At 57.3% G+C, this 25,154-nt stretch carries 22 protein-coding genes; 2 read left to right on the top strand and 20 right to left on the bottom strand.

Going from position 1 to position 25,154, the window contains the following annotated elements:
- Positions 1–2: 2 nt before the first annotated feature.
- Positions 3–719 (bottom strand): polyphenol oxidase family protein, encoded by a 717-nt coding sequence (locus tag PVZ80_RS18615; RefSeq protein WP_009050833.1) that lies wholly within the window; start codon positions 717–719, stop codon positions 3–5.
- Between the two features lie 108 nt (positions 720–827).
- Complete coding sequence (locus PVZ80_RS18610; protein ID WP_101283532.1) at positions 828–1,640, bottom strand: MerR family transcriptional regulator; 813 nt, start codon at positions 1,638–1,640, stop codon at positions 828–830.
- A gap of 215 nt (positions 1,641–1,855) precedes the next feature.
- On the opposite strand from PVZ80_RS18610, the gene PVZ80_RS18605 reads away from it, so the two are divergent.
- Entirely contained in the window at positions 1,856–2,338 is a 483-nt protein-coding gene (locus PVZ80_RS18605) for a hypothetical protein (protein ID WP_273864347.1), read from the top strand.
- A gap of 6 nt (positions 2,339–2,344) precedes the next feature.
- Here PVZ80_RS18605 and PVZ80_RS18600 read toward each other — a convergent pair whose 3' ends face one another.
- The 13 genes from PVZ80_RS18600 to PVZ80_RS18540 form a co-directional block, all read right to left on the bottom strand.
- Positions 2,345–2,716 (bottom strand): helix-turn-helix domain-containing protein, encoded by a 372-nt coding sequence (locus PVZ80_RS18600; RefSeq protein WP_016703614.1) that lies wholly within the window; start codon positions 2,714–2,716, stop codon positions 2,345–2,347.
- Positions 2,717–2,721: 5 nt separating this feature from the next.
- On the bottom strand, positions 2,722–3,024 hold the full coding sequence (locus tag PVZ80_RS18595; protein ID WP_041984164.1) for a type II toxin-antitoxin system HigB family toxin: 303 nt from the start codon (positions 3,022–3,024) through the stop codon (positions 2,722–2,724).
- 100 nt (positions 3,025–3,124) lie between these two features.
- Complete coding sequence (locus PVZ80_RS18590; RefSeq protein WP_016703612.1) at positions 3,125–3,421, bottom strand: DUF3077 domain-containing protein; 297 nt, start codon at positions 3,419–3,421, stop codon at positions 3,125–3,127.
- Positions 3,422–3,870: 449 nt separating this feature from the next.
- Positions 3,871–4,368 (bottom strand): GNAT family N-acetyltransferase, encoded by a 498-nt coding sequence (locus tag PVZ80_RS18585; RefSeq protein ID WP_273864346.1) that lies wholly within the window; start codon positions 4,366–4,368, stop codon positions 3,871–3,873.
- Positions 4,369–4,542: 174 nt separating this feature from the next.
- Entirely contained in the window at positions 4,543–6,381 is a 1,839-nt protein-coding gene (gene ggt / locus PVZ80_RS18580; RefSeq protein WP_016703609.1) for a gamma-glutamyltransferase, read from the bottom strand.
- A gap of 475 nt (positions 6,382–6,856) precedes the next feature.
- Positions 6,857–8,332, bottom strand: a complete 1,476-nt coding sequence (locus tag PVZ80_RS18575; RefSeq protein ID WP_009050825.1) for a 4-hydroxyphenylacetate 3-hydroxylase N-terminal domain-containing protein — start codon at positions 8,330–8,332, stop codon at positions 6,857–6,859.
- 280 nt (positions 8,333–8,612) lie between these two features.
- Entirely contained in the window at positions 8,613–9,281 is a 669-nt protein-coding gene (phzG, locus tag PVZ80_RS18570) for a phenazine biosynthesis FMN-dependent oxidase PhzG (protein WP_016703607.1), read from the bottom strand.
- Positions 9,278–10,114 (bottom strand): PhzF family phenazine biosynthesis protein, encoded by an 837-nt coding sequence (locus tag PVZ80_RS18565; RefSeq protein ID WP_016703606.1) that lies wholly within the window; start codon positions 10,112–10,114, stop codon positions 9,278–9,280. The genes phzG and PVZ80_RS18565 overlap by 4 nt, the downstream gene beginning before the upstream one ends.
- A 2-nt stretch (positions 10,115–10,116) precedes the next feature.
- Positions 10,117–12,027: a phenazine-specific anthranilate synthase component I gene (locus PVZ80_RS18560; RefSeq protein ID WP_009050822.1), complete on the bottom strand. Its 1,911-nt coding sequence runs from the start codon at positions 12,025–12,027 to the stop codon at positions 10,117–10,119.
- Positions 12,024–12,647 (bottom strand): isochorismatase family protein, encoded by a 624-nt coding sequence (locus PVZ80_RS18555; protein WP_009050821.1) that lies wholly within the window; start codon positions 12,645–12,647, stop codon positions 12,024–12,026. The genes PVZ80_RS18560 and PVZ80_RS18555 overlap by 4 nt, the downstream gene beginning before the upstream one ends.
- 15 nt (positions 12,648–12,662) lie before the next feature.
- The gene (locus tag PVZ80_RS18550; protein ID WP_273864345.1) at positions 12,663–13,865 is read right to left on the bottom strand and encodes a 3-deoxy-7-phosphoheptulonate synthase; all 1,203 of its coding nucleotides are present in this window, start codon (positions 13,863–13,865) and stop codon (positions 12,663–12,665) included.
- Between the two features lie 23 nt (positions 13,866–13,888).
- A complete protein-coding gene (locus PVZ80_RS18545) occupies positions 13,889–14,380 on the bottom strand; it encodes a PhzA/PhzB family protein (RefSeq protein ID WP_009050819.1) in 492 nt (163 codons plus the stop codon).
- Between the two features lie 28 nt (positions 14,381–14,408).
- Complete coding sequence (locus PVZ80_RS18540) at positions 14,409–14,900, bottom strand: PhzA/PhzB family protein (protein WP_009050818.1); 492 nt, start codon at positions 14,898–14,900, stop codon at positions 14,409–14,411.
- Positions 14,901–15,328: 428 nt separating this feature from the next.
- Here PVZ80_RS18540 and PVZ80_RS18535 point away from each other — a divergent pair, with 428 nt between their 5' ends.
- Positions 15,329–16,054, top strand: a complete 726-nt coding sequence (locus PVZ80_RS18535; RefSeq protein ID WP_053269911.1) for an autoinducer binding domain-containing protein — start codon at positions 15,329–15,331, stop codon at positions 16,052–16,054.
- A 31-nt stretch (positions 16,055–16,085) separates the two neighbouring features.
- Here PVZ80_RS18535 and PVZ80_RS18530 read toward each other — a convergent pair whose 3' ends face one another.
- From PVZ80_RS18530 to PVZ80_RS18510, 5 genes are all read right to left on the bottom strand, one after another.
- Complete coding sequence (locus PVZ80_RS18530; RefSeq protein ID WP_273864344.1) at positions 16,086–16,676, bottom strand: acyl-homoserine-lactone synthase; 591 nt, start codon at positions 16,674–16,676, stop codon at positions 16,086–16,088.
- Positions 16,677–17,186: 510 nt separating this feature from the next.
- Positions 17,187–18,098 (bottom strand): hypothetical protein, encoded by a 912-nt coding sequence (locus PVZ80_RS18525; RefSeq protein ID WP_273864343.1) that lies wholly within the window; start codon positions 18,096–18,098, stop codon positions 17,187–17,189.
- A gap of 1,008 nt (positions 18,099–19,106) precedes the next feature.
- On the bottom strand, positions 19,107–20,363 hold the full coding sequence (locus PVZ80_RS18520) for a hypothetical protein (protein ID WP_273864342.1): 1,257 nt from the start codon (positions 20,361–20,363) through the stop codon (positions 19,107–19,109).
- A gap of 698 nt (positions 20,364–21,061) precedes the next feature.
- Positions 21,062–21,940, bottom strand: a complete 879-nt coding sequence (locus PVZ80_RS18515) for a DUF2971 domain-containing protein (RefSeq protein ID WP_273864341.1) — start codon at positions 21,938–21,940, stop codon at positions 21,062–21,064.
- Positions 21,941–22,394: 454 nt separating this feature from the next.
- The gene (locus PVZ80_RS18510) at positions 22,395–25,007 is read right to left on the bottom strand and encodes a hypothetical protein (protein WP_273864340.1); all 2,613 of its coding nucleotides are present in this window, start codon (positions 25,005–25,007) and stop codon (positions 22,395–22,397) included.
- Positions 25,008–25,154: the final 147 nt, after the last annotated feature.

Raw genomic sequence — 25,154 nt, 5'->3', positions numbered from 1 at the left:
GCTCAGGCCCGCCCTATCCAGGAATACTGAAAGGATTTTTCCTCTCCCCGGTGGCCGCGGCGGCGATAGCTGGCCAGGGTCGCGCTGGAACAGTAGGTGCAGTGCTCGCAGTGTTCGATCTGTTCATCGCTGATACCCGCCGCGCGCAACAGGTGCAGCGCATAGCCGCTCAGGTCGAACCACAGCGAGTCCGGCCGGGTCGGTGGTGGCGGGGCAATTTCTGGCGGTAGCTGTGGCGTGGGGCGTTCGTGGCTCCAGGGTGCCTGCTCCTCTGGCCACAGGTGGCCCTGGGTGGCCGACAGGGTGTCGATGAACTCCGGGCTGACTTCGTAGCAGCAAGGCTTGATCGAGGGGCCGAACGCTACGCGCAACTGAGGGGCAGCGATGCCCTTGGCGGCGAAGTGTTGCAGCACGTTGTCGATGATGCCGCCGTGCAGACCTTTCCAGCCGGCATGGACCGCGGCGACCCACGAGGCGTCTTCACTGCTGATCAGCAGCGGCAGGCAGTCGGCTGTCATCACCGCTATAGGCCGGCCGGTGCGGGTGAACACCGCATCGCCGCGGATGATGCCGCTCGGCAGCGTGGTGCTGGCCTCGACCACCTCGCCGGTGTGGGCCTGGGAGCAGAAGAACAGGTTGGCAGGCAGTGGTGCCCCGATCCGAGAAAACTCGTGACGGATGCCTGGTATCTGTTTCAACACTGGCGCCTGGAAACTCATCGGACCTTCGCTCTGTTGCTGTGGATTAGCTACAGAGCATAGCGGGATCATGAGTCCTTTTGCTGACAGAGACCTGTCATCTGGTCGGCTGCTTGTCCGATCGGGGCATCAGCTTTTCAGCGGGATATAGAGTTCGACCACGCTGTCCGGGTGCATCGGCCCGAAAAAACGCTCCCCGGTATATTCGAATTCCACCCCCTCATCGGCCCGCATCCCTGCGGCCGGCAGCCATTCGCTGTAGGCGGCGCGGAAGGTTTCCGGCAGGGTCTGCACCGTGCCCCGGTGCTCGACCCGGGCGTACTGGCGGGCGGGGATTTCCAGTTCCACCATGCCCTCGACCAAGGGCGCCTCGGCGCTGACCGGCAGCCCGGCGACGTAACGCCACTGGCCTTCGCTCAAGGGCTGGCAAATACCGTAAGTGCCGACCGGTTCGGCCAGGCGCTGGATCTCCTGCTCCCGTGGTTCGAAACGCTGCCACAACTCGGCAATCGAGCCCTGGTCATCCTGCTGCCAGGCCATGCCGATGATGCGCTGCGCCGCCAGCGTCACCCGCACCGGCGTCTGCGGCGCCGGCAGGCTGCGCTCGGGCTGCGCCAGATAACGCTGCAACTGGCCGAGCACGTTCTGGCTGCGGGCGATCTGCGTTTCCAGCTCACCGGCATGGGCCTGCAACGCCTGGCGCAAACTCAAGACACTGTGCAGCGCACCGCTGTCCGCTAACCCGCGAATCTCCTCCAGCCCCATGCCCAACTGCCGCAACCAGACAATGCGCCCGAGGATGCCAATCTGCTCCGGCTTGTAATAGCGATAGCCGTTGTCCTGCCCGGTCAGTGCCGGAGTGAACAGACCGATGCTGTCGTAGTGGCGCAAGGTCTTGGTGGTGAGGCCATGGCAGCGAGCCATTTGACCGATGGTGAGCATGCAAACGTCCTTTTTTGTGGTGAGGGTCGAGCGGCACTTTAGGGGTTTACCTAGGGGCAAGCTCAAGGCTGTTCCACGGTATTTTTTTAAGTGTCCAAGAATCTTTCAGAGAAGTCTGGAGGGTAAATAGGCGCGGGATGACAGCCAGGTTAGATGGGTAAATCTATAAGGCAGAGCTGCCGAGAAGAAGGCTCGGCGCCAAGTAAGGAGCGGTAATGTTTTTTTTCAGGAAGCTGAGCCGGACCCGGATCTGGCAGTTTTGGGGCGGGCTCGATGCGCTCTATTTGTTGTGGTACGTCACGAGCAGTGTACGGCTGGGCAAGACCCCGTTCTGGGATGACCTGACTGTGGCGACTGAAGTGCTCAAGGATCATGGAACCACTGCTGTGGTTATGGTGATGATCAATTGGGGTTTGCAACTATCGATAGTCGTCAGCGCTTTCCTGTTTTTGTTTCAGCGCAAAGAAGCCAAGTGGCTGGGGCTTGCGCAAATCCCTTTGCGTTTGGTGTTTGTCGTGCCGTCTTTTTCCGTGCTTCTGATCGGCGCGTATTTTTTTCCGAACTACAACCCGCTGATGATGCTGGGGATGATTGTGCTCTCTGAAATCATCAAGGGCTGGAGTTTATGCGTGGTCAGGAGCACCCCCGCTAAGGGCGAGGGTGTAAAGCCTGAGTCATTGGAGCCTGATCGAGGATAGAACCGCTCAGACCGACTTCACCGGCTTGATCAGGCTCTCGGCGGGGATGCCGAACAGCTGGTGCAGCTTCCAGATCATTGGCAGGGTCAGGGCGCGTTTGCCGTTGAGCACTTCGTAGACCCGGTTGGTTCGGCCGATGGCCGGGGCCAGGTCGGCGGCCGAGAGGCCCGATTGCTCCATGCGGAACTTGATGGCATCGATCGGGTTGGGCAGGTCGATGGGGAAGTGCTTGGCTTCATAGGCTTCGATCAGGGTGACCATCACGTCGAAGTAGTCGCCTTCGGCGGTGCCGGGTTCGGGCTCGTTATCGAACAGCGCCGACACCTGCTTGAGTGCCGCGCGGTAATCCTGGTCGGTGTGAATGGGGCGAATCTGCATGCTCGTTACTCCATTTCAACGCTGTCGGCGTCGATGGCATCGTACTGCTGGTGAGTGCCAACGAACTTGATGTAGAGGGCGCCAAAGCGGTAAGCCACGGCGACTACCAAGCGGTAGTCATTGCCTTTGATGTTGAACACCACGCGACGGCTTTTAAGAAGGCTCGCGCTGCAAAACTGGTCCTTGATCTGCGCCGGGGTGGACCAGTTGGCATTGCGTGCTTCATCGATCCAGGCCAGAAGCGGTTGTTCGACATCCGGGTGCTTGTCCCAGAACGTCTTCAAATGACTGACGGCGATAATCCTCATGGCTCGAAATCCTAGTCCCGCCATGGGACTTAAGCAAGGGAGTGAGAGAGGAAGGCGATGGACGGACAGCCATCGAGGCTACCCGTCCCGCAGGTGCGGCTCAGTGTCGATCAGCACCTGCTGTCATCGCGGTGTGCACATCATCCATCACCGCTTTACCCATCTCACCCAGGTAATGTGCCGCCCAAGCATAGCGGTCCGCCTGCGGTTCCATGGCCGCATCCAGGGTCAACTGTTTTGCCAGATGTAGCAGCAGCGAGGCGTGTTCCAGGGCATCGGCCAGGGGCACGTCGGCATTGACCCGCAGCAGCGGGCGTTTGCCTTCGCCACAATTGGCAAAGGTTATTTCGCCGAGGGTATGCAGGGAGGAAGGGGACGGATTGAGGGTGTGTTTCATGGTGACGAATCCTTTCGTTTGAGGGGATCACCACCGTCTGCCGCCAAGCAGGTTAGGGTGGCGAATTGCACAAGGTTGGCGGACCGGCACGAAAGGAACCGGCACCCCCGAAGGGGTCCCTGCGCAATTCGCCATGACACAGAAACGCGGGCACAAAAAAAGCGCCTGCATTCGTGTTTTGGCGCTGTTGCGCCTTTCGTGGTTCGGGCCGCCAAGCCCGTTCGCTGATATTGCAGCGACGGGGCGAAGAATAGCGGGCGGGGCAGAGCGTCGCAACGGCATTGCTACGACATTCTGTGACTATGAGAAACATATCAGTCGAAGGCACATCGGTCCCTGTAGCCGCTGCCGAAGGCTGCGATCGACCGGAACGGGCGCGGTGATCTTTCTGGCGCGAAGGCCCTTCGGTCCTTATCGCAGCCTTCGGCAGCGGCTACAGGAGTCCGTGTTCAGTCGCCTTCCAACACCTTCGCCATTTCCGTGGTGGCCGCCCAGCCCAATCCGGCATACACCGGCTTGCCCACTTCGGTGGCATGCAGCACGGCGAAGCTCAGCCCGCGCTGGATGAATTCGGCTTGCGCCAGCTTCATCAGGGCCGAGGCCAGCCCCCGGCGCCGGTAGGCGGGTTCGACGTAGACGTTGAGCACATAACCGCGCTGGTCCTGGGTCGGATGGGACGGGTGGGGCGGCCAGTCGATGCTCATCAAGCCAATGGCCGCCACCGGTTGCTGGCCGTCCAGCAGGGCAAAGCCGTAGTAGCGGCCATCGGGCAAACGCTCGCGCAGCCAGGGGCGAAAGTGCTCGGTCATCCGTTGCAGGGCCGCGGGTTCTCCTCCGGCTTCGAGGAACATCGCCTCGCGGTGGCGGCAGACCCGTTCGAGGTCGTCGGCCTCCAGCCTACGCACGGCCAAACCTGAAAAATCGATACCGCCGGGAATCTCGTTCATCGCCTGCCCCTCGGCCAAAAAAGTGATGCTAGGAGGGATCAAAAGATCGCGTCAGACACAGAGCGCCGTAAAAATCGGCATACAGCCTTGGCCCCGAATGCCGGCGCTTCTGTGGCGGAAGCAATAAAAAGGGCCTGCCTAGCGGCAAGCCCTTCTGGTTTTCCGGCGTTGGCCTCAATCCCCCAACGCGGCCCCTTCACGGCGTGGGTCGGCGCCACCGGCCCACGAGGTTTTACCCTGGGCATCGCGCACTCGCACGATCGCCTGGGTGCCGCTGGTCATGTCGATGTCGGTCAGCTCATGCCCCTTGGCTTTCAGCGCCGCTTTCAACCCAGGTGTGAACTGGCCTTGCTCCAGTTCGGTCGGGCCGTTGCGGCTGCCGAAGTTGGGCAGGCTGATGGCGGCTTGCGGGTCGAGGTTCCAGTCGAGCATGCCGATCACCGACTTGGCCACGTACTCGATGATCTGCGAGCCACCCGGCGAGCCGACGGTGGCCAGGAATTCACCGCTGTTGCGGTCGAAAATCAGGGTTGGCGCCATGGACGAGCGTGGGCGCTTGCCCGGCTGCACACGGTTGGCCACTGGCTGGCCGTTCTCCTCGGGGATAAAGGAGAAGTCGGTCATCTGGTTGTTGAGCATGAAGCCCTGGACCATCAGATGCGAGCCAAAGGCGGCTTCCACGGTGGTGGTCATGGACACGGCGCCGCCCTGGTCATCCACGGCCACCACTTGCGAGGTGGAGATGCGCATCGGCGAGCGATCCGGGGCGTAGGCCACCTGGATGCCCTGGGGCTTGCCGGGCTCGGCCTTGGCCATGCTGCGCTCGCCGATCAAGGCGGCACGCTGCGCCAGGTACTGCGGGGCGACCAGGCCGGCGATCGGCACCGGGGCGAAGTCCGAATCCGCCACGTACAACGCGCGGTCGGCGTAGGCCAGGCGCTCGGCCTCGGCGATCAGGTGCACGGCTTCAGGCGCCGGTTCCAGGCCGGCCGGCAGGCTGGTCTTGACCGGTTTCAGCGGTGGCAGTGCATAACGCGGGTCGCGGGCTTCCAGCGCCTGCAGGGTGCCGAGGATCTGCGCCATGGCGATCCCGCCCGACGAGGGCGGCGGCATACCGCAGACCTGCCAGCGCTTGTAGTCGGTGCACAGCGGTTCGCGCTCCTTGGCGCGGTAGCCTTGCAGGTCGTTGAGCGACAGGCTGCCCGGGTTGGCGTGGCCTTGCACCTTGGCGACGATTTCGCGGGCGACCGGGCCTTGGTACAAGGCGTTCGGGCCTTCTTTGGCGATGCGCTCGAGCACCGCGGCCAGCTGCGGGTTTTTCAGCAGGGTGCCGACGGCTTTAGGCGTGCCATCGGCATTCAGGAAGTAGGCCGCCATGTCCGGCGATTTCGCCAGGTACGGGTCGGCGACGATCATGCTGTGCAGGCGCGGGGAGATCGGGAAGCCCTGGTCCGCCAGGCGGATCGCCGGCTCGAACAGCTGCGCCCACGGCAGGCGGCCGTGTTTTTTATGGGCCAGTTCCAGGGCCCGCAACACCCCAGGCGTACCCACCGAGCGGCCGCCAATCTGCGCCTGGGGGAACGGCATGGGTTTGCCGTCGGCCTGCAGGAACAACTTCTCGGTGGCCCCGGCCGGTGCGGTTTCGCGACCGTCATAAGTGCGCACCGCCTTGCCGTCCCAGAGCACGATCAAGGCCCCGCCGCCGATACCCGACGACTGCGGCTCCACCAGGGTCAGCACCGCTTGCATGGCAATCGCCGCATCGATGGCCGAACCGCCCTTGCGCAACATCTCGCGCCCGGCTTCGGCCGCCAACGGGTTGGCCGCGGCCGCCATATGCTGGTCGGCGTGCTGCACTTGCAGGTCGGTGCGATAACCCGAAGCGATTTCCGGGGCGGGGGGCAGGGCGGTGTGGGAGGGAGCGGAAGCGTTGCAGGCGGCGAGGCTGAGGGCGACGGCTATCAGCGAGAAACTGGCAAGCCGGCGGTGACGCGGATTGAGGGTCGAGAACACGCGTTGAACTCCGTTCACTGGGTAAATGATGTGTCGTCCGTGGGGAGGAATGTACAGCAGTGAGCGGGCCCATGCTGAGCCTTTCGTTGATCGCTACGGTGCCGATATGGCTGGCGCTTCTGGGCAAGGCCCGATGCCAGACGCTGGCCTGGAGGTGGCGGGTGGCAAGCCAACCGGCGACAGGCTGACCGCTACAACTGAACGAGCCTGCCAAGTGGCATGGCTCGAACAAAGGGGGGGCCGGCAAACCTGGCTCGTCTCGGACCGAGATCCCGTGCAAGCGTAGCCAGGCATCCAGCGCCAGCGCTGTAACGGGCTCCTGCTGTATTCATTTGGATGCTAATGGGGCGGTGTACTACCGTTGAAGGTTGGAAACTTACGGGATGCCAGGGGCCGGAGGCGGACAACCCTTCATTCGTGCCGAGTTCAGTCGGCACGAATGAAGGGTTGCGCGGCGCCTACACGGCAATCAGGTCTATTTGGCGTTGAGTCCCACCATGCGGCGTATCAGGCTTGTGCTTTTGCGGTAGTCGTAGTCCAGCACCAGGCTATCGCGCAGCAGGGGCTCGCTGAGTGCGTGCTGTTCTTCAAACACCAATGCACGTGTGGAGTGCTCACTGGCAGCTACGTCCCACACCAGATTCATCAGCAGGTTCTTCTCTCTGGCGCCCACGCTTTGCGTGTCAAGAAACCAGGAGAACTTCTGACCAAAGGCGGCGTCGGTGGCCAAGTCTTTCTCGTTGAACCTGAGGATCAAGCCCTGTCCGCACAGCTCTCTGAGCAAATGCAGCACCCGAGGCAATTTCTCCATGGCAAAAATCCTTCCGGCGGCCAGTGCGTTGGGGCCAGGCAGCAATATGTCGCCTTCGGACATCTCGGCCGTTTCGATGGAGGCGATGCACATGCCTTTGAGTATTTCCGCAAGCTGCACTATTTCGCTGACCCGCTGGCGAACCACCGCAATCCCCTCAAGGCCCAGGACTTCCATGATCACCTTGGCCAGTCCGGCATACAGGTCAGCCTTGGTTTCCAGGCGCACGAGCGTGTACCAATGGCTGTATGAGGTCCACAGGCTGAAGAAGCCGGCGTTGGCCAGTTCCGGCACGTTCGCCGCCATGATTCGCCAGCGTGGAATGAACACGTTATCGAATACCACCATCGCCTCGGCTTCTTCACCTTTGGATATGAGCGGGTGGTCATAGGCGCTGGCGTGAGGCTGGGAGACAATCTCTCGGCAAAAAATCTTCACCCCCGGCGCATCGGCAGGGACGTAAGCCCAGAATGACTCGTTGGGCGCTGCGGGGAACAAGCTGCCAACAAATATTTCATTGGACTGCGGTGCTACCGTGCCCACGCCTTTGACGCCGCTGATCCAGATGCCCTCGGCGTTCTGCTTGTTGATCCTCATCACGGCACGATCGGGCGGCGGCAGGTTGAGGTCGGTGCCGTGGGTACGTGCCCGATAGCCCTGTGGATCAACAATGGCCTCAGACAAATACAGGCTGTTGCGCTCGGCGTAGTCATGGTATTCGGTAATGTTTTCTGCGTACTCAGGGCATTTTTTCCTGAATGTCGGCCGATATCCCATCATGCCGACGGTGAAGCTGGCGATCATGTCCAGGTTACGGCAGTGGGTGCCCCAGGTTTTTTGCGAGACGTACGTGATTGCGCGGCGTCGCGACGCCAAGTCTTCTTTGTTTCTAGGGGGCATATAGGCAGAAGAGGCCAGGTAACCGTCGGGGCGTACGTAAGTCAGAATGTCGTCGTGTTCACCGCTGAATTGTTCTTCGTAGATTTCTGCAACTTGCGATATGCCTCCAGCCGTAGAGAAGTGTGTAGTCACATCCTCAACAACTTGGCCTTGATAAATAACAGTGCGGTCATCACGCAGTGAAGCTTTGAAGGATTCTGCACTTTTCAGATATTTACGCTTGTTTTGAAGATCTAGCATGGTAGCAGCCTCAGTAATGTCTAACTTTGTTTGTGTAGTCTCTGGCCCGATGTCTATCGCTGGGTCAAGGACAACGTTCTAGAGCAACTATAAGATTCAGATAGGAATTAATGTCGTTACACACTTTGGTGATCCGGACTCTCTGTTTGGTATTTCGAATACGCGTTCTTTCGCATCTGGACTCTTCTCATGTTGACCGGATGTCATAAGTGTTGAAGTTCGCGCAATGAGTTCGAAGTTGGAGCCGCCAGGCACTTCAAAGCATATTTATCTCGGTACCCTACGGCTGTAATCGGCGATGTTTCCAGCCTTCAGCGCTGCGGTCATAGCGCAAGCGTTCATGCAGGCGATCCTGGCCGTTACCCCAGAACTCCAGCGATTCAAGGCGCAACTCAAACACGCAATAACCCTCGGGACGCGGCAGCGGACCTGGAACCTCGGCCAGTTCCCTGGCGGCGTTGCGCAGGGCCTCGACATCCGTGAGCTCTTCACTCTGGCGAGACGCCGATGACATCGGATGCGTGGCATAAGGGCGCTTCAACCAGGCCTCGTCAGCCTTGGCATCCGGCATGCGCACGGCCTGGCCATTGAGGATGATCTGCTGGCTGGTTTCGCGCCAATACAGCGTCCCCGAGGCCCAGGGGTTCTCTGTCAGTTCGCGGCCTTTCTGGCTTCCGGCATGGGTGCTGAACAGCACCCCGGTGTCATTGATCTCACTGATCACCACGATGCGTGTCGAAGGCCGGCCCTGGCTGTCAGCCGTGGCCAGTGCCAGCGCACGGGGTTCGCGGATGCCCACGCGGCGTGCGCGTTCGAGCCAGTTGTGCAGCACGCTCATGGGATCGGCAGGCGGCTTCTGGTACTCGGGGAACGGCGCATCCAGGGTGCCGGTCAGCGATTCCGACATGCCTTTACCCAACAGCGGCTTGCCTAGTACTGAACTGTTCATAGAACGATGGTCCCCCGTCCGAAGGTGATGCCATTGCCTGATACTTCGACCCGCGTCAGTTGATCGGCGCGGCCCTCGGCCCGGGCGAACATGAGTGAAGGGCGGCCGATTTCCACGCCCTGAAGAATTTCGATCTGCTGGCCGAACTCGATCTGGCCATGCCGCGCCAGATGGATCGCCAAGGGCCCGGCAGCGGAGCCCGTGGCCGCATCCTCGACCACCCCATAGGCCGGCGAGAACATCCGGCTGCGCCAGCGCCGTCCCGCACCGGCAAAACAGTTGATGGCCATGTCGTGGAAGCTGCACAGGGCACGGTGGTCGGGATGCAGGGCCGACAGCGCGGCGATGCTCGGCAGGCCGACAAACACATGGCGCGGGCCGTTGTGATAGATCTCGATGGGAAAGGTCGAGTCGCTGATGCCCAGGGCCTTGAGCAATTCGGCGTCGCGCCCCAGGGCCGTCCAGGTCGGTATCGGCTGGTCCATGCTGGCGGCGATGACGCTGCCGTTCTGGCGTTCCAGCTCAAAGGCGATGGTGCCCATCTGGGTTTCCAGGAACAGCCGGTGATTGTCGGTGCGCGCACCCAGGGCAATGGCCGTGCCCAGCAACGGGTGCCCGGCGAAGGGCAGTTCGTTGACCGGGGTGAAGATCCGGATCAGCGCATCACCACAGTTACGTGGCTTGAGCACGAAGGTGGTTTCCGACAGGTTCATCTCCCGGGCGATGCGTTGCATTTGCTCGGCCGACAAGTCATCGGCGTCAAAGAACACCGCGACCGGATTACCTTCCAGCGGGACGCTGGCAAAGGCGTCGATGATGACGTAGTTGTGCATGGTTATCTCCCGGCGGCCGAAGCGTTGTTCTCGACAGGTGTGTGGATCAGGGCGTGCCGCAGCAGGTCGGCGATGATGCGCGGACCTTCCTGGGTCAGCAGCGACTCGGCATGAAACTGCATGGAGGCAAACGACGGTCCACGCAGGGCATGCACCTCGCCGGTCTCGCTGTCGCGGCTGATTTCGACGGTGCCGATGCCGTCGATGTCCAGGCGGTCACTCGAGCTCTGGGCGGCGAAGGTGTTGTAGAAACCCACCCGTTCGGTGGTGCCGAACAGGTCGATCTGTTTTTGCACGCCCTGGTTGGGAATGGCTTTGCGCTGCAGTTCCAGGCCCAGGCACAAGCTCAGCACCTGATGGCTCAGGCACACCGCAAGGAACGGCCGCTGCTGGCTGAGCAAGGAGCGGATGGCCACGTGCAGGTGGTTGATTTTCGGCTGTTGGACTTCGCTCGGGTTGCCGGGGCCGGGGCCCATGATGACCAGGTCGTAGCCGTCAAAGCTGTATTCGTCGCTGAAGCTGCACACCGTCACCACCAGACCCAGGGCCCGCAGTTGCTTGGCGATCATCGAGGTGAAGGTGTCTTCTGCGTCGACGATCAGCACCTGGCGGCCACTGAAGTCGGCCTGGATCTGCTCCCGCTGCTGGCTGTCCATCAGCCAGAAGTCCGAGACGTAGGCATTGCGGCTGGCCAATGCGGCGCGCACTTGCAGGTGGTTGCCGAAGCGCGAGGGCGCCTGGTTTTTCAGTGCGCTGATCAGGCCAGTGGCCTTGGCCCGGCTTTCGGCAGCCTCGGTCATCGGGTCGGAATGGCGCACGATGGTCGAGCCCACGCTGATTCGCACCTCGCCGCTGTTATCGATGTCGGCGGTGCGAATCAGGATCGCCGAGTCCAGGGAACGGCCGCCCTTGCCATCGCTGCCGATCAGCGCGGCCATGCCGCTGTAGTACGCGCGGCCTTGCGGCTCATAACGCTGGATGACCCGGCAGGCGCTTTCCAGCGGGCTGCCGGTGACGGTGGGCGCAAACAGGGTTTCGCGCAGGATTTCCCGTACATCGCGATGGGTCTTGCCTTCGATGAAGTACTCGGTGTGGGCCAGGTGCGCCATTTCCTTGAGGTAAGGGCCGAGGACGTGGCCGCCGTCCTCACAAATGCGCGCCATCATTTTCAGCTCTTCATCCACCACCATGTAGAGCTCGTCGGCCTCCTTGCGATCCGCCAAAAAGTCCATGACTTCGCTCAGGTTGGGGCCGGCGGGCGGATAGCGGTAAGTGCCACTGATGGGGTTCATCACCGCGAGCCCATCCTTGATGCTGATGTGGCGCTCGGGGGACGCGCCCACGAAGGTACGGCTGCCGGTGTGGATGATGAACGTCCAGTAGGCGCCTTTCTCCCGTTCCAGCAGATGGCGAAAGAACGACAGCGCACTGGCCGGGCCGTACTCGCTGATCTCGGCCAGGAAGGTGCGCTTGATGACGAAGTTGGCGCCTTCCCCGGAGCCGATTTCGTTGGCGATCACCTGGCTGACGATCTCGGCGTAGCTCGCGTCGCTGAGGTCGAAGCGTTCGCTGTTCAACTGGATCGGCACGTTGGGCAGCAGTCCCAGCAAGCGCTCGATGCTGATGGATTGCTGCTCGGTGATGTTCATCGCCAGCAGCGGCGACTGGTCGTCCACCGCCTCGAAACCGCGTTCGGCAATCTGCCGGTAGGGGATCAGCGTCAGTACATCCAGGCGAGGCGCGCCGATCGAGGTGGCAGGCAAGTCGATATCGGCCAGGACCTGCGGCTCCGACATTTCGCCGATCAGCACATCCAGCAGGCCGGGCCCGCTGGATTCCGGGCGGTACAACAGGGCAAACGGCTCGGGAGCCGGTTGCAGGATGCGCTCCATGAGACGGGCGGCTTGGCTCATAGCACCACCTCGTCGGTGGTGATGACCATGGCGCAACGGCTGGCGGCGTATTCGATGGCCATCCAGTGATGCTCCTTGCTGAAGTCGGCGATGGCGTCGGCAACGAGGAAGGGCTGGATGTCGTTGGAGTAGGCATCCACGGTGGAAATCAGTACCCCGACATGGGCGTACACCCCGCACAGGATCAACTGATCGCGATTGTTGGCACGCATGCGTTCCAGCAGGTCGGAGTTGAAGAACGCGCTGTAGCGCCACTTGGTCAGCAGCCAGTCACTGGGCTTGGGGGTCAGGGCGTCGACCACCTCGCGGTCGGTGGGGCTGGCCTTCATGCCCGGGCCCCAGAAGTCCTTGAGCAGCCCGCGTTGCTCCTCGCTCATGCTGCCAGGTTGGGCGGTGTAGGCCACCGGAACGCCGTTGTCGGCGGCCCACTGGCGAATGCGCGCGGCATTGCTCACGACCTGTTCACGCAGGGCGTCGGGCAAGGGCCGCAGGAAGTAGCGCTGCATGTCATGCACCAGCAGCACGGCACGCTCGGGGTCGATGCTCCATTGCGCGAGGTTGACGGGCAGGTCGCGCGAAGTAGGCAAGACGTAAGGGACGATCGATGGAATGCCGGTCATGTCGACAAACTCCAGTCAAAAGGAGGCAAGGGTTGAGGTGGGCTGGTTCTTCCAGGCCATCACCGCGGTAATGGCCTGCCAGGGGGTCAGGCGCGGGTCGCACAGGCTCTTGTAGCGGCTGGCGACCTGATGCAGGCCGGCGGCATCGGAAGCGCACTCGCTGACGTCGTCAGGGGTGGTTTCCAGGTGCAGGCCGGCGGCCACGCCACCGGCTGAGGTCACGGCATGCTTGAAGGCGGTGATTTCCTCGGTGATGGCCTGCACCATGCGGGTCTTGTTGCCGCAGGGCGCGACGATGGTGTTGCCGTGCATCGGGTCGCTCAGCCAGATGATCTTGTGGCCGGCCTGGCGCACCGCTTCAACCAGCGGCGGCAGGCGATCGGCGACCTTTTGCGCGCCCATGCGGGCAATCAGGGTCAGCCGGCCGGGTTCGCGCTTGGAGTCCAGGCGTTCACACAGGCTCAACAACTGGTCCCGGGTGATGTCCGGGCCAACCTTGCACGCCACCGGATTGAGCACTTCGCTGAGCAGCGTCACGTGAGCGCCCGTTAACTGACGGGTACGCTCGCCGATCCACGGCCAGTGGGTCGAACCGAGAAATACCCGGCCCTGTTCGTCCTGGCGCAGTTGTGGCAGTTCGTAGTCGAGTACCAGCATTTCGTGGCTGGTCCAGGCCGGTGAACCGCTGAGTTGTTCCTGGCTTGCCGACGCTTTCCAGCCCAGGTGTTGCATGATGTCCCGCGCGGCGCTATAGCCTCGAACCAGGCGTTGCGCATCGTGCTGGCGATGACCGCAGATGGCCTCGCGGCCGTTGACCATGTCGCCGCGATACACCGGCAATTCGACATCGCCGATGCGTTCGTTGTTGTTGGAGCGCGGCTTGGCAAACTGCCCGGCAATCCGGCCCACCCGTACCACCGGTTGCTGGGTCACCAGCCGGAACGTACCGGCCAGGATGTCCAGCACCGCGGCTTTGCGGACCACATGGTCGGGAGTGCTTTCATCCATGTCCTCGGCGCAGTCACCGGACTGGATGACCATCGCTTCGCCGGCCGCTACACGAGCCAGCGTGGCGCGCAGCACCAGGATGTCTTCCACTCGTATCAATGAGGCGCTGTCCCTGAGGTAGGCCTGCGCGTCGTGCAATTGTGAGGGCTCGCTCCATTGAGGCTGCTGGAACGCTTCACAACTTAAAACCCGTTTCAGTAAGTCTTCCATGATGCGATCACTCTCACGAGGGATTAAGTTGGAATGCCTTCGCGTTTGATTTGCGGTACTGGAATACCCAGGGCGCGCAGTTGCTGAAAGACGTTCATGAATTCGCGATTGCGTTTTACTTTGCCGTCTTCCAGCTCGAAGGAGTGCAGGAAGTGGTTCTCGTAATAGCCTTCCGGATAGCCGGGAAAGAGGATCTTGCCGCGGCCATCGCACTCGACCCAGATATGGTTAGGGTCATCGGTTTCAAATACTTTGACGTTGTACCATTCCCAGTCCGGGAAGCACTTGAGTGACCAAACAGCATGTTCGGCCAACTTGGCTTTGCCACTGATTACAATCGGCGCGCCGGTGTCGGTGGTCCATAAGCCGCCTGTACCATCTTCGGTAAATAGTTCATGGCGGCGCAGGCGGTCCTGGCCTTTGGTCCGCATATATTGCTCGACCGTGGCGCGGTTTTTGCGGCGAAGTTCAGTGGTGTCGTTAGCGGTTAGTTGTTGCGTTGCACTGTTAGGCATGCTCAATCTCCAATGAATTAGGGGGGGCTTATGAGGCGGGGATACCTTCACGCTTGATTCTTGGAACGGGGATACCCAAGGCGCGAAGTTGTTCGAAGGGGTTCATGAATTCACGGCTCTGCGTGATCTTGCCGTCATCCAGTTCGAAAGAATGGATGTAATGGTTTTCGCAATAACCTTCGGGATAACCGGGAACCAGAGTCTTGCCGCGACCGTCGCTCTCCACCCAGAAGTGGTTGGGGTTATCGGTTTCAAACACCCGGACGTTGTGCCATTGCCAGTCTGGAAAGCACTTCTCCAGCCATGCGCCGAGGGCGGCCAGCTTCGCGTGGCCCTGGAACACGAGGGGTTTGCCGGTTTCGGTGTTCCAGGAACCGCCACTGCCATCCTGAGTGAACAGTTCATGCCGGCGCAGGCGATCTTTGCCGTTAGTGCGCATGTACTGTTCGACGGTGGCGCGATTTTTCTGGCGAAGTTCAAGATGATCATTAAAGCCGCTAGGGGAAAGCGAAGCAGGCATGGGCAGCATCCTCCTTAGTTGGGGGTGATAATGTTGAAAGTAAATATTTAGTTAATTGACGTGGGTGAATATTTACAGTGTTTAACTATGTTCCTGCGTGGCGGTGCTGAGCGGGTGTTGTTTATACACCTGCGTTTCTTGGGGGTGGAACTACCAGATCTTGTAGTGATTAGCGTATGAACGGGTTGGCTGCAGCCCACCGAATGAACTGTTGCATTATTGTGAAGAGGCAGGTTCATTCGTCGGCTGAGAGGCGGTAATGGCTTACTAACATCGCCCGGATGCAATGTTCTAAGTAGTTGGTTGGATTAGGCGCAATGAATCTAGTGCTAGCGCAAAGCCTTCTATGACGATGTGATTTTGCTTGTTGACAGAGATTCAGGTTGGTCTAGTCTAACGGCCTGTTTTCAACTTTAGTGGTGCTCAAAATGGAATTAGGGCAGCAGTTGGGATGGGATGCGTACTTTTATAGTATCTTTGCGCGAACCATGGATATGCAGGAGTTTACGGCTGTCGCGTTGAGGGCCTTGCGCGAACTACGGTTTGATTTTTTTGCCTACGGCATGTGCAGCGTGACCCCGTTCATGCGGCCCAGGACTTATATGTACGGCAATTACCCCGAGGACTGGGTGCAGCGATATCAGGCGGCTAACTACGCGGTGATCGATCCCACGGTGAAGCACAGCAAAGTCTCGTCGGCCCCCATTCTATGGAGCAATGAGTTGTTCCGGGGATGCGCGGACCTGTGGTCTGAAGCCAAGGATTCACATTTATGCCACGGCCTGGCACAACCCTCGTTCAACGCCCAGGGGAGGGTCGGGGTGTTAAGCCTGGCGCGCAAGAATAACCCCATCAGCCTTCAGGAATTTGAAGCCTTGAAGCCGGTGACCAGAGCCTTTGCCGCCGCGGCCCACGAGAAAATTTCCGAGCTGGAGACCGACGTGCGTGTCTTCAATACGGGCGTGGCGTTCAGTGGGAGGGAATGTGATGTGCTGCGCTGGACGGCCGACGGCAAGACCTCGGAGGAAATCGGCGTGATCATGGGGGTGTGCACCGATACCGTGAATTACCATCACCGCAACATCCAGCGCAAAATCGGCGCCAGTAACCGCGTGCAGGCAGTGTCTTACGCAGTCGCGATGGGCTATATCTGAGGGGCATTCAAAAAGGACGACTCGGCCTGTATCAAGCTGTCTCTTTCAATAATGTGTCGGACATGAAGGCTGACGGTGCGACCGCGCTGCGATGGTGCTCGCGGTGGGCCGAGAGTTTGATGGCGAGGATTTTCTCATTCTGGTGCACCGTGACCGGGCCCAGCCGTTCGTAGTGGACGCCGTTGATTTTGTAATAGCGCTCCATGGTGCTGTTGACGATCCCGACGATGGCCTCTGCGCCCGCCAGGGCGGCCGTCTTGAGGCTTCTCCAGAACAACGGCATCGCCAATTGCGGTTCGCGGGTGGTGAAGCGAGTCATTTCCCAGATGGTTGGATGCTTGGGCGGCGCCCCGGCGCAGGCATGGCTGAACACCCCCTCAAGCAGGTTGGGGAGCGTGGTGGGAATCAGCCGGGCGCAGCCAACGATGGCGCGGTCTGCATTGAACGCCAGGAGGTAGCGGGCGTGTTCGGTGTCGTATTGATCCCATTCACAACCTGCCTGGCTCGGATGGGCGGGCAGCCGCCATCCGAGTTTCTCGACGAATTGTTCGTGCCGAAAGCGGCCGAGCATGAGTTTCAGCTCATCGTCCATTTCGCTCAGTGTGTGCTCTTCCATGTGCATTGCTGGGGTTCCTTAGGGATGGAGTGCAGTTTTATAGAGGACTTGCACAGGCTTGGCACCTGCAAGATCTGGTAGGGGCTTCGGTGGAATCGAGGTCAAGCCATTCGTTGGGGGCTTTGTCGAAGCGAGCGGCGGCGACGGGGGCGTTGATCCAGCCGTTGGCATTGAAGGCAATAGTCTGGCCCAGGCAGTCGCAGAGAATGCTTCGTGCGCTCATGGGGCAAGAGGGCGGAGGGAAGGCGAAGGTAGAGGGGGGATACGAGGAGAGATAGCCAGAAACAACAAAGCCCGCACAAGGCGGGCTTTGTTGAGGTACTTGGTGGTACACAGTCATTTGAACTGGAAAGGTAAGACTTTGTATTTAAAGGATTTAAATATCTATTGCTTTATTTGGCATACAGGTAGGCATACAAGGTGCTGGTTTCTGACTGATACCTTAACCTGCACCCTCAGACGCTGGGGAGCGTGTTTCGAACAGGTAGGCTTGGCCCGGTAAAATGGTAGCCAGGGTTATAGTTTTGGGTATGAAATTGTGCCGAGCACTGCGCAAATCAGTCGATGATCACTTACGTTGAAAAACTCAGGGTCATGGCGGTCTTGCTCTGCGACAAAAAAAACAAAAGGCCGATGCTTAAGATCTTTCTCTTTTACATCAATGCCCTCCAGTCTTGCGACCTCAAGCTCATTGGATACCATCGTTTTTTTGTATTTGGACCAGCTTGACCTGTCAACGCGCACTTTGTACTGCCGCACCCACCGCTCGCCATCACGCCACTCACCAGCAGAGAGCGGAATAATCAAAAAATCACCCTCTTCCTGGGGTCTGCTCCACGTTAACTTGGCATAGAAGATTCGTGCACGGGAAAACGTCTGTATTCCAGGGCTACTAAGCGATTTGAATGCTTGCAGGTAGGTTTTGTCGGCGACTCCCGGCACGTCGAGAGACATTTTCCGATCAAAGGGGAATCTCATAAACGCTCTGCAAATTGGACGTATGCTGTTCGCTGCACGCCTGCCTTTGGGTCTTGCTTTTGCCTCATCCCCCGTACGCTCGGCGTTTCTTACGGTTGAGGTCTGCTCTGAGGAGGGCTTGCGATCCGGATCGACTATGGGGCGTTCATTTATCAATATGAGCTTGGATGGTGACAGATCCGGGCTAGTTTCTAGCTCGTTGCGTACGCTTCCTTTTTTCCCTCGGGATACTGTTTTTTCATCACCGTCGATGTTGCAGCCATCTTTGTGCGGAGTATTTTTCGGCTTCCGAAAGTGTGGCCTTTGAAGGTTAGATTGGTCGTAGGAGGCCGGAAATACTTGTATACCGCAGCCTCCACACTCATAGCCGTATGTATCGACCTCGGGAAGCATCCATAGGTCCTCCCCTTCAACCATCTCTCTCGTGTACTTATCGCGTGCTGATTCCATGTCGCCTCCAGTTCCTTAGTCAGAGTGAAAGCTAGCATGCTTACCTTTGATCCCCAAAACAGCGGGGCCCCTGACGATTCTGTGACGGCACGGGGCATGAAACCCGCGGGACTTCAGTACTGGAAGGCGCTCCACCTTACTGAAATTCAAAGGTTGAAATTGAAAGGATCTTGAAGAGAAAGGGGCATCGTTACCGTATCTGCAATGGTGGTCCCAGATCGGTCATTTCATAGGGCAAATGCACAGGTGAACAGGCAGTTCACCGGGTTCACCTGTTCACTAATCTGGGAGTTCTCCCACTAACAAGGTCTGGCGGGTTTCCGACCCCGTATCCCTGATATTCCTCCAGGGTCCCCGACTGCTTCCAGAATCAGGACGAGGGGGGATTGCCTCTGCCGCTGAAGGTACGATCGGATAGGGGGCACGGGGTCGCTAGATAACTATGAATCTAAAACGGTGTAACAGGTGTAATGGGTGTAGCGATATCTCGTAACCTATTGATCCTAAGGGTTTAAGATAACGATACAAGCTGATGTACGTGCTTTGCTCCAGCAGTGTAACAACTGACCCAGTGTAACCCTGGCTGTCCGCTATCGACCCACAGCAGTCTTTGAGTTAGTACTCGACCAAACTGTTACCAATGTTTGAAAAGGAGCCCATCGCCTAGCCGAAAGGGCTTCCGTCCGAACTTACAAGCGACGCGGTAACTTGGATGAAGACTGCTACAAGGGGGGGGCACCGACAATAACGGCGTGATCGAACCGCTGCATCAGTGGCGCAATGCAGAGGGCAAACATGTCGTGCTGAGCACGCAGACGGCCCAGCGTCCAGCACAGGAGATCATCAAGAAATTGGCAGAAGAAGTGCTCCCACTGCTCCCTCAGTTGGCTGGGCCAGAGCCTCCAGCCCAAAACCGGCAATCATCGCGAAAACAGCCGCTTTCGGCGCTGATAGTTATTGAGTATAAATTAGCGCTTTAGAAATGACATGCCGATTTTGATGCGTGATTCACATGAAGAGGTACTTGAGCCTCGTGTTTGGATAACTCCCATTTTGATTGTCAAATGCTGCAAATCGGCAAAACTCTGCCATAAAACCCTCAGATCTGAAAGGGCTTCTAAATAACTCAGGTACTGGACGAGCGTTTATCTCCGTAGTGACAACTACCAGTGCAGCATGCTCCCTTGTAAATAGTTTGTCGGCCAATCTTCGGAACTCGCTTTCTTCATTATTTGATAGCCATATAGACGCTGCTGTATCATTAACGAACTGTAGTGCGACCGCTCCGGGCCTTTTCTTAGTAAGCTGGCGATCAAGGGCATCCTTACCAGTTTTTTCAGCCTTTCGCCATAGCGTGAATTTACCCGACCAAGATACTTGGAAGCCTTTCCAGCCCTCTTCATGGGATCCAGTCGCAACAAAACCAAGCATTGAGCCTGGAAGTTGATTTGCTGCCGCATGGCAGGAATCAGGATCGTCGGGATTACCTATTAGTGGGCGTACATCTTTTCGAATTCTGAATGCAGGAGGTACTTTGGTTGGGTTACCTCCTTTAATACAAGAAATAATCTCGCCAGCCATAAGTTTCAAGGATTTTTCATCTTTCGGTATTGCGCCAGATACATCAACTGTCAAGATACTGGCCAACTTGGGGTGACTGGGTATCAACTCATGAATTTTAGTCAAATTCATACATGCCTCCAGCAAGCGCTGACCATCAGATATTTCAACTGAAGCACCTTTGGCACCGCCGAATGACTTGCATTCAAGCTCAAATTCAGGGAGCCCATTTGTAGGCTGCACCAAGAGGTCAAATGTTTCTTCTCCAGCGCTTTCTTGAGGCCATTCTATCTTGCAGCCGCGAAGTGCAAGCAGCTCAGCCATATAAAGCTCAAAGCGAATCGCCCGTCCATCATCTGGGTTTTTCATGGAGCCTCGAAAACGTTGTTCTAACTCTCTCGGCCCTTTCAACCCATTCTGCACAGATTCGCAGTGTCGTGCCACCCGTTCCACATGCAACATCGCTTCAGCTAGGGCTTTCCATTCGTACGTTGAATCAACCTTGTATAGTCCGCGTTCAAACTTTGTTAGCGAAAAAATAATCCAGTTATCTACCTCGGCTTGGCCTACACGCATAGGGAACGCACTTCTCATTTCCTGTATTTTATCAACGGCGTCCAGCCAAGGCTTGTCGGGGTAAATATTTGTGATTGCGCGATATATGTCTTTAAGCCTGCTGGAAATAGGCGCTGCCTGGAAAATCATTTTTCACTCCGTAATTATTATGCCGCTTGGGTTTGCGCCTTATTTAATTTAGACTTTTATAAGGTATCGGGAATGATAGTGAGTCGAAGCCGTCTTGATATATATGGTGGCGTGGCACTTGTCGCAATGAGGATTGCATCTTATGTTCACGTACGGCCGCATCAAAGACCCTTCGAAATGCCTAGCAATTCAGTTTGGAGCGACTCAATACTTTATGCAAGCCTCAAAGCTTGTTGCTAGTCGTCGTGTCGTCTTAATCATGGCAGCTTTGGGTCGTTAGCAGCCATTCGCGACTGCCCCTTAACGACCCTTAGCTGACAGTAGGCACAGTCAGGTATCGATCAAAAGTGGTCCTCAAGAGTCTACAAGAACAATGATGATTTACGGATCCATAGGAATCATTTGTTCTAACCCGCGTTATCCCGCTAACCGATCCGAAGCTGCCCTTCCCGAGCAGTAACAGTCGGACAAAAGCAGGCAACGATGGCTCGCAAATGACGAGAAAAGGTTCGCCACTCTGCTTATTGCAATCAGTCATAAATATAAATTTTTACCTAGTCCTATGCTAAGAGGATAGCGATCTCCCCCATGGAGTGCTTTCATACAGTCATTCAGGCCTCCGTGATGTTGTTGACTGCATAATCATAAACTCCAGGCTTGGCTCCCAACTTAGAGAAGTGATTGCCGTGAGTGACTTTTTAGCTGTCATATTTCATACGATGTATTACACCAGCAATCATTCTAAGCTGATAGAGTTTGCAATGAGCATAACGAGAAGATACCAGCTCCAAAATTTCAGCTTTGACTTCTTGGCTAGTTTTCAAGCCAAACGTAATTGATTCTAGTTCTTTGGGGTGGAATTTAAAATCTGTATACCGAGCACCTTTAATAGGGGTTACCTTGTAAATCACTCGCCACTCTTTTTCGTACTCCCAATCTTTTGCTTTTGTATAGTAGATAGCCAGTCTTGTTTCTTTGTTTTGTTTTGGACTAGGGCCATACAAATAAAAATCGACAGCGCTACCAATGATCGGAGTTTCATCGGTGTACCTTACTTTCTCGGCTGCGGCGAATGGAGTTGACAGTTTTTCAATATGCTGAAATCCTAGCATGCAGCCTTTATAACTATCACCATAATGCGCCCACATTAAAGTGCTAAGTTCATTTTCAGTCAGGCAGAAGCAGCGAAGGCTACCATCGTTATTTAGCTCGGTACTTTTCCTAAAAACACTTTCTAGGTTTTTTGTGCCTTGCGGAGAGGCTGATTTGATTTTATTTAGAGCCATATCTGAAGATACGCCTTGCCTTTTTATCTCTTGTAGCAACGCAATAATTTTTTGTGTCCATTGAGAGTAAAGAGGCAGATTGATATTCGCTTCTGAGTACGCAATATCAACGAGCTTTTGAAGGTAAATCGGTTTTGACTCTTCGAAATCTGGAGACAATATTGGCATCCGCTGAAGCTCACCAACATCGTTAAACTGACAAGGGCTTTGCCACCTCAAACGCCCCGTTTCTAACACTATCTTGGTAGTGCTAGCAGTTGTGTATTTGTAAAGAATTTCTGGAGCCTTCATTTCCTCTCCTGACGACTATTCCATAAACAGACATAAGTGACTTAATTTTTATTTGGCTTGTGTCTTCTCCGATCATAAAAATTTCTGTTTGACTCAAGGGGCGCGCCAGAAACACGACCTGTTGAAACGAAGAAAACAACGTGACAAATCAACACGATACCGTTGGAGCAGCGGCATGTTATTGATCAGCCTCTGGCCGATTGATGCCAGCGTCGACCTCAGGCTGAGAGCTGAAGTTTGCTAACGCCCGCTCTGAGATAATTTATCGCTGGTGGCACATGCAGAAAGCTGAAGACTGCAACTGCGCTGCATCGATGAAGAGAGGGTGTACGTTCCTCGGTTCTTAATACCCACGGCTTTAGCAGCCACTCAGTATATCTACCGGCTGTTAGGCGGCGCAGTGCGGCTGCAAGCATCTCAGATGTTGAGTCACCCGCCTGGCCGTTAGTATCAATCAAGAGAAGAAGCGCTCGATCTTCGTGAGCATGCTGCGCACGCGGGAGCTGCAATTGGCCCCGTCGCGAAGGAAATCCAGCAGCTCAGTCCGGAGCTCCATGCCCGCTTGACTCGCTCCAGCGACTCCTGACCAAGGGGCATAAATGTGGTCTGAACGGCCGCCGTCCGTGAAACCGACGCTTTCAAGAATCTGCTTTAGTGCTTCTTGGCCTGGAGACCCAGCCGGCATGCTTCCTCTACCCAAAGCAGACAACCTGATGTACCGACGCGCTTGAAGGGCGCTGCCGTCGCCGAGGTGCGTCGGGAAGAAGGCTCGCAGTGCACGCCGCAGACACGCTTCCGCATTGCTCATGGTTTGCACACTCTTGCGGCTGATGCCGGTCAGCACCTCTTCCTTGGCAGTCCATTCGCCTTGCATCAGCTTCGCAACATCGCTGTCGCATTCGCAGTTTTCGAAAACGACCGGGGAGCCATATGCCGTATTGCCATACGCAGGCACCTCTTGAACCAGCAGATTCTTATCGCCAATGAAGGTGCAGTCGACAAACCGCAGCGCTGGCCTCTTCTTGGATCGCATATTCTTAACGCTGAAACCGTTGAGTTCGCAGCCTTCAAAGGTGATCGGGCCATCGCAGTTGACCAGTTCCACGTCACTCAGGATGCAGTTCTCAAACGAGACGTCGCTGAGGGAGACGCCCTGCAGGCGCACGCTGGATATGGATGAATTGACCACGCGGTTTCCGTCAAGGAAGAAGTCTTCCCCACTAAGCTCGCTTCCAATCTCAAAACCGGTGAACTCGATATCGGTAACTTCTGCTAGAGGCAAAGGCGCATGCACCGGTTCCGTCAGCGCTTCATCGCCAACGGATGCCCGAAGGAACCATAGATTGGCACTGGCGGACTCGTTGCCGTTCGCGACCGCTCGGTCGAGCGCCTGACGCCAGTGGTCGTCTACAGCATCGTCGTTGAGTACAGACGGTAGCAGCGTCTCGAAGGTGAACTTCGCGCGCTCTGCCGAAGCTGCTAGCTGAAGGGTCTGGTCCCGATTCAAGTGAGCAATTGCAGCGTTTGATGTGAATATTTGTGCGAGCAGGGTGCAGCGAATCCAGTCGCTCAGGAACTGGGGCCGGTAGGCGCCTGCGGCTTCGGTGGCGTACAGCAACGCGTGCTTCGCGTTCTGGCGTGTAATTGCCACATGCACCTCAGACGCATTGACTGGGTCGACATCAAATGCCTCTGGCACCAGCTCATTGGGAGTGGGCACATGCGTTCCGGGAGGTGCTGATGCGAGCGCTGCCAATCCCTGCAATGCACGCATCTGATTCTTAACCGAGTATTTTTGCGCTGCGATGACGTCTATCTTTGATGCTTCTCGGATGCAGGCAAACACTGCAGCGCTGAGACAAACGTCGCGAACTCTGGGAATGATTGCTTTGTTATCCTGGTGTAGTGGTGCACGGTTGCCGGATCGACGGCCGATGGCAATCGCTGCCAAACCCTGGACGAAGAATAGCGAAGGCTCTGTCGCCACCTCAGGGAAAACTTCCAGGATCCAGGCGACAATGCTCTGCCTTTCCCGGAGAACCAAATCATCCGCCGGCCTTTTGCCGATCAACTCTTCGTACTCTGGTGGTAACTCAATCTCGCCCGCATTCTTGCTACGCTCGACGATACCGTCAAAAACCGCAGTTACGTAAGCCCTAAAGTCATCGCCGTTCACGTCAGGTAGATCGACGTTGAGGATTGTCCAGTCACTGTCGTGAAGGTGTCGGGCCTCGGTACGGCGGCCCGAGAGGATTACTTTCGACTCCGGTGAGCCCAGGCGCAGAGTGATCAGATCGAGGAGGTCGAGGACTAGCTTCTTGTCATATCGACCAGCGACTTCGTCAATGCCGTCGAGGAAGACCGTGACCAACCCTGATTTGACAGCCTGGGCCAAGAGGTTCGCACCTTGACCAACGATGCCGATGAGCTGGGCGATGCTGTCCCAGGCAATACCCTCGGAAAGGGGCAACTTCCTCAGCGGAATGAAGACCGACAATTTTCCTCTTTTGTCACTGTGCAGTTTTTTCGCCGTAGAGGCGAGCAAAACACTTTTGCCTTTTCCTGCCTCGGCTTCGATAAAGGTCAAGCCAGCACCCGAGTAAACACGACGAGTCAGCTCCGCCACGGCATCGACTCTCCGATCACCAAGTTGATCGACTAGTGTCATACGTACCGGATCGATTCCAAGCGATCGAATGGGCTCAAGCGTTTCATTGATTAGAAGTTGCTGCGAAGCATCGAACGTTGAGGGCAAGTCCAGAAGCCTTTGCTGCGCCATACGCACGGTTTCTGCGGTAAGGCCGAGGCCCAAGGTGATCAGTTCCTCACCGTTCGGCGCCCAATGGGGAAGTACATAGTGGACTGCCCTAAGCCCCACCTTTGGAGGCTTCTGGCTGATCCATGTCGCTTCGGTCAACAATTCAGGCGTCGAAATGGCTGGGTCATCGACAAAGACCCACAGTTCGGCTTTCAGCTCGAATGCACGTGCACCTTGCGCATACGGCTCAAGGTTTCTGTCCATGGTGGTCGCAATAGCTTTGGCAACGTCGAAATGCACTTGGTCCATGTGGTTTCTCTTATGTACTTCCTGTTGACTGGATGCCACCGCCTCGCTGCTCGGCACCAGCGAGGGAGCCGGGTGTCGTAGTGCGCTGCGTACATGGCTAGAACGGATTCTGGATCGAAGGATAACAGCTTGACACGGCACATGAGC

The sequence above is a fragment of the Pseudomonas sp. B3G-3 genome (assembly GCF_028640915.1).
Classification (GTDB): domain Bacteria; phylum Pseudomonadota; class Gammaproteobacteria; order Pseudomonadales; family Pseudomonadaceae; genus Aquipseudomonas; species Aquipseudomonas chlororaphis_I.
The sequence above is the reverse complement of the archived record's forward strand: the minus strand, read 5'-3'. Positions and strand labels throughout refer to the sequence as shown.

Bases quoted from the DNA above. Each gene is read 5' to 3' on its own strand.
- phzG (WP_016703607.1), bottom strand. From the start codon at position 9,281: ATGAACAGTTCAGTACTAGGCAAGCCGCTGTTGGGTAAAGGCATGTCG.
- PVZ80_RS18545 (WP_009050819.1), bottom strand. From the start codon at position 14,380: ATGCCTAACAGTGCAACGCAACAACTAACCGCTAACGACACCACTGAA.
- PVZ80_RS18605 (WP_273864347.1), top strand. From the start codon at position 1,856: ATGTTTTTTTTCAGGAAGCTGAGCCGGACCCGGATCTGGCAGTTTTGG.
- PVZ80_RS18555 (WP_009050821.1), bottom strand. From the start codon at position 12,647: ATGACCGGCATTCCATCGATCGTCCCTTACGTCTTGCCTACTTCGCGC.
- PVZ80_RS18560 (WP_009050822.1), bottom strand. From the start codon at position 12,027: ATGAGCCAAGCCGCCCGTCTCATGGAGCGCATCCTGCAACCGGCTCCC.
- PVZ80_RS18525 (WP_273864343.1), bottom strand. From the start codon at position 18,098: ATGGAATCAGCACGCGATAAGTACACGAGAGAGATGGTTGAAGGGGAG.
- PVZ80_RS18550 (WP_273864345.1), bottom strand. From the start codon at position 13,865: ATGGAAGACTTACTGAAACGGGTTTTAAGTTGTGAAGCGTTCCAGCAG.
- PVZ80_RS18565 (WP_016703606.1), bottom strand. From the start codon at position 10,114: ATGCACAACTACGTCATCATCGACGCCTTTGCCAGCGTCCCGCTGGAA.
- PVZ80_RS18610 (WP_101283532.1), bottom strand. From the start codon at position 1,640: ATGCTCACCATCGGTCAAATGGCTCGCTGCCATGGCCTCACCACCAAG.
- PVZ80_RS18585 (WP_273864346.1), bottom strand. From the start codon at position 4,368: ATGAACGAGATTCCCGGCGGTATCGATTTTTCAGGTTTGGCCGTGCGT.
- PVZ80_RS18615 (WP_009050833.1), bottom strand. From the start codon at position 719: ATGAGTTTCCAGGCGCCAGTGTTGAAACAGATACCAGGCATCCGTCAC.
- PVZ80_RS18530 (WP_273864344.1), bottom strand. From the start codon at position 16,676: ATGCACATGGAAGAGCACACACTGAGCGAAATGGACGATGAGCTGAAA.
- PVZ80_RS18590 (WP_016703612.1), bottom strand. From the start codon at position 3,421: ATGAAACACACCCTCAATCCGTCCCCTTCCTCCCTGCATACCCTCGGC.
- PVZ80_RS18515 (WP_273864341.1), bottom strand. From the start codon at position 21,940: ATGAAGGCTCCAGAAATTCTTTACAAATACACAACTGCTAGCACTACC.
- PVZ80_RS18520 (WP_273864342.1), bottom strand. From the start codon at position 20,363: ATGATTTTCCAGGCAGCGCCTATTTCCAGCAGGCTTAAAGACATATAT.
- PVZ80_RS18540 (WP_009050818.1), bottom strand. From the start codon at position 14,900: ATGCCTGCTTCGCTTTCCCCTAGCGGCTTTAATGATCATCTTGAACTT.
- PVZ80_RS18510 (WP_273864340.1), bottom strand. From the start codon at position 25,007: ATGGACCAAGTGCATTTCGACGTTGCCAAAGCTATTGCGACCACCATG.
- PVZ80_RS18600 (WP_016703614.1), bottom strand. From the start codon at position 2,716: ATGCAGATTCGCCCCATTCACACCGACCAGGATTACCGCGCGGCACTC.
- PVZ80_RS18535 (WP_053269911.1), top strand. From the start codon at position 15,329: ATGGAATTAGGGCAGCAGTTGGGATGGGATGCGTACTTTTATAGTATC.
- PVZ80_RS18595 (WP_041984164.1), bottom strand. From the start codon at position 3,024: ATGAGGATTATCGCCGTCAGTCATTTGAAGACGTTCTGGGACAAGCAC.
- PVZ80_RS18575 (WP_009050825.1), bottom strand. From the start codon at position 8,332: ATGCTAGATCTTCAAAACAAGCGTAAATATCTGAAAAGTGCAGAATCC.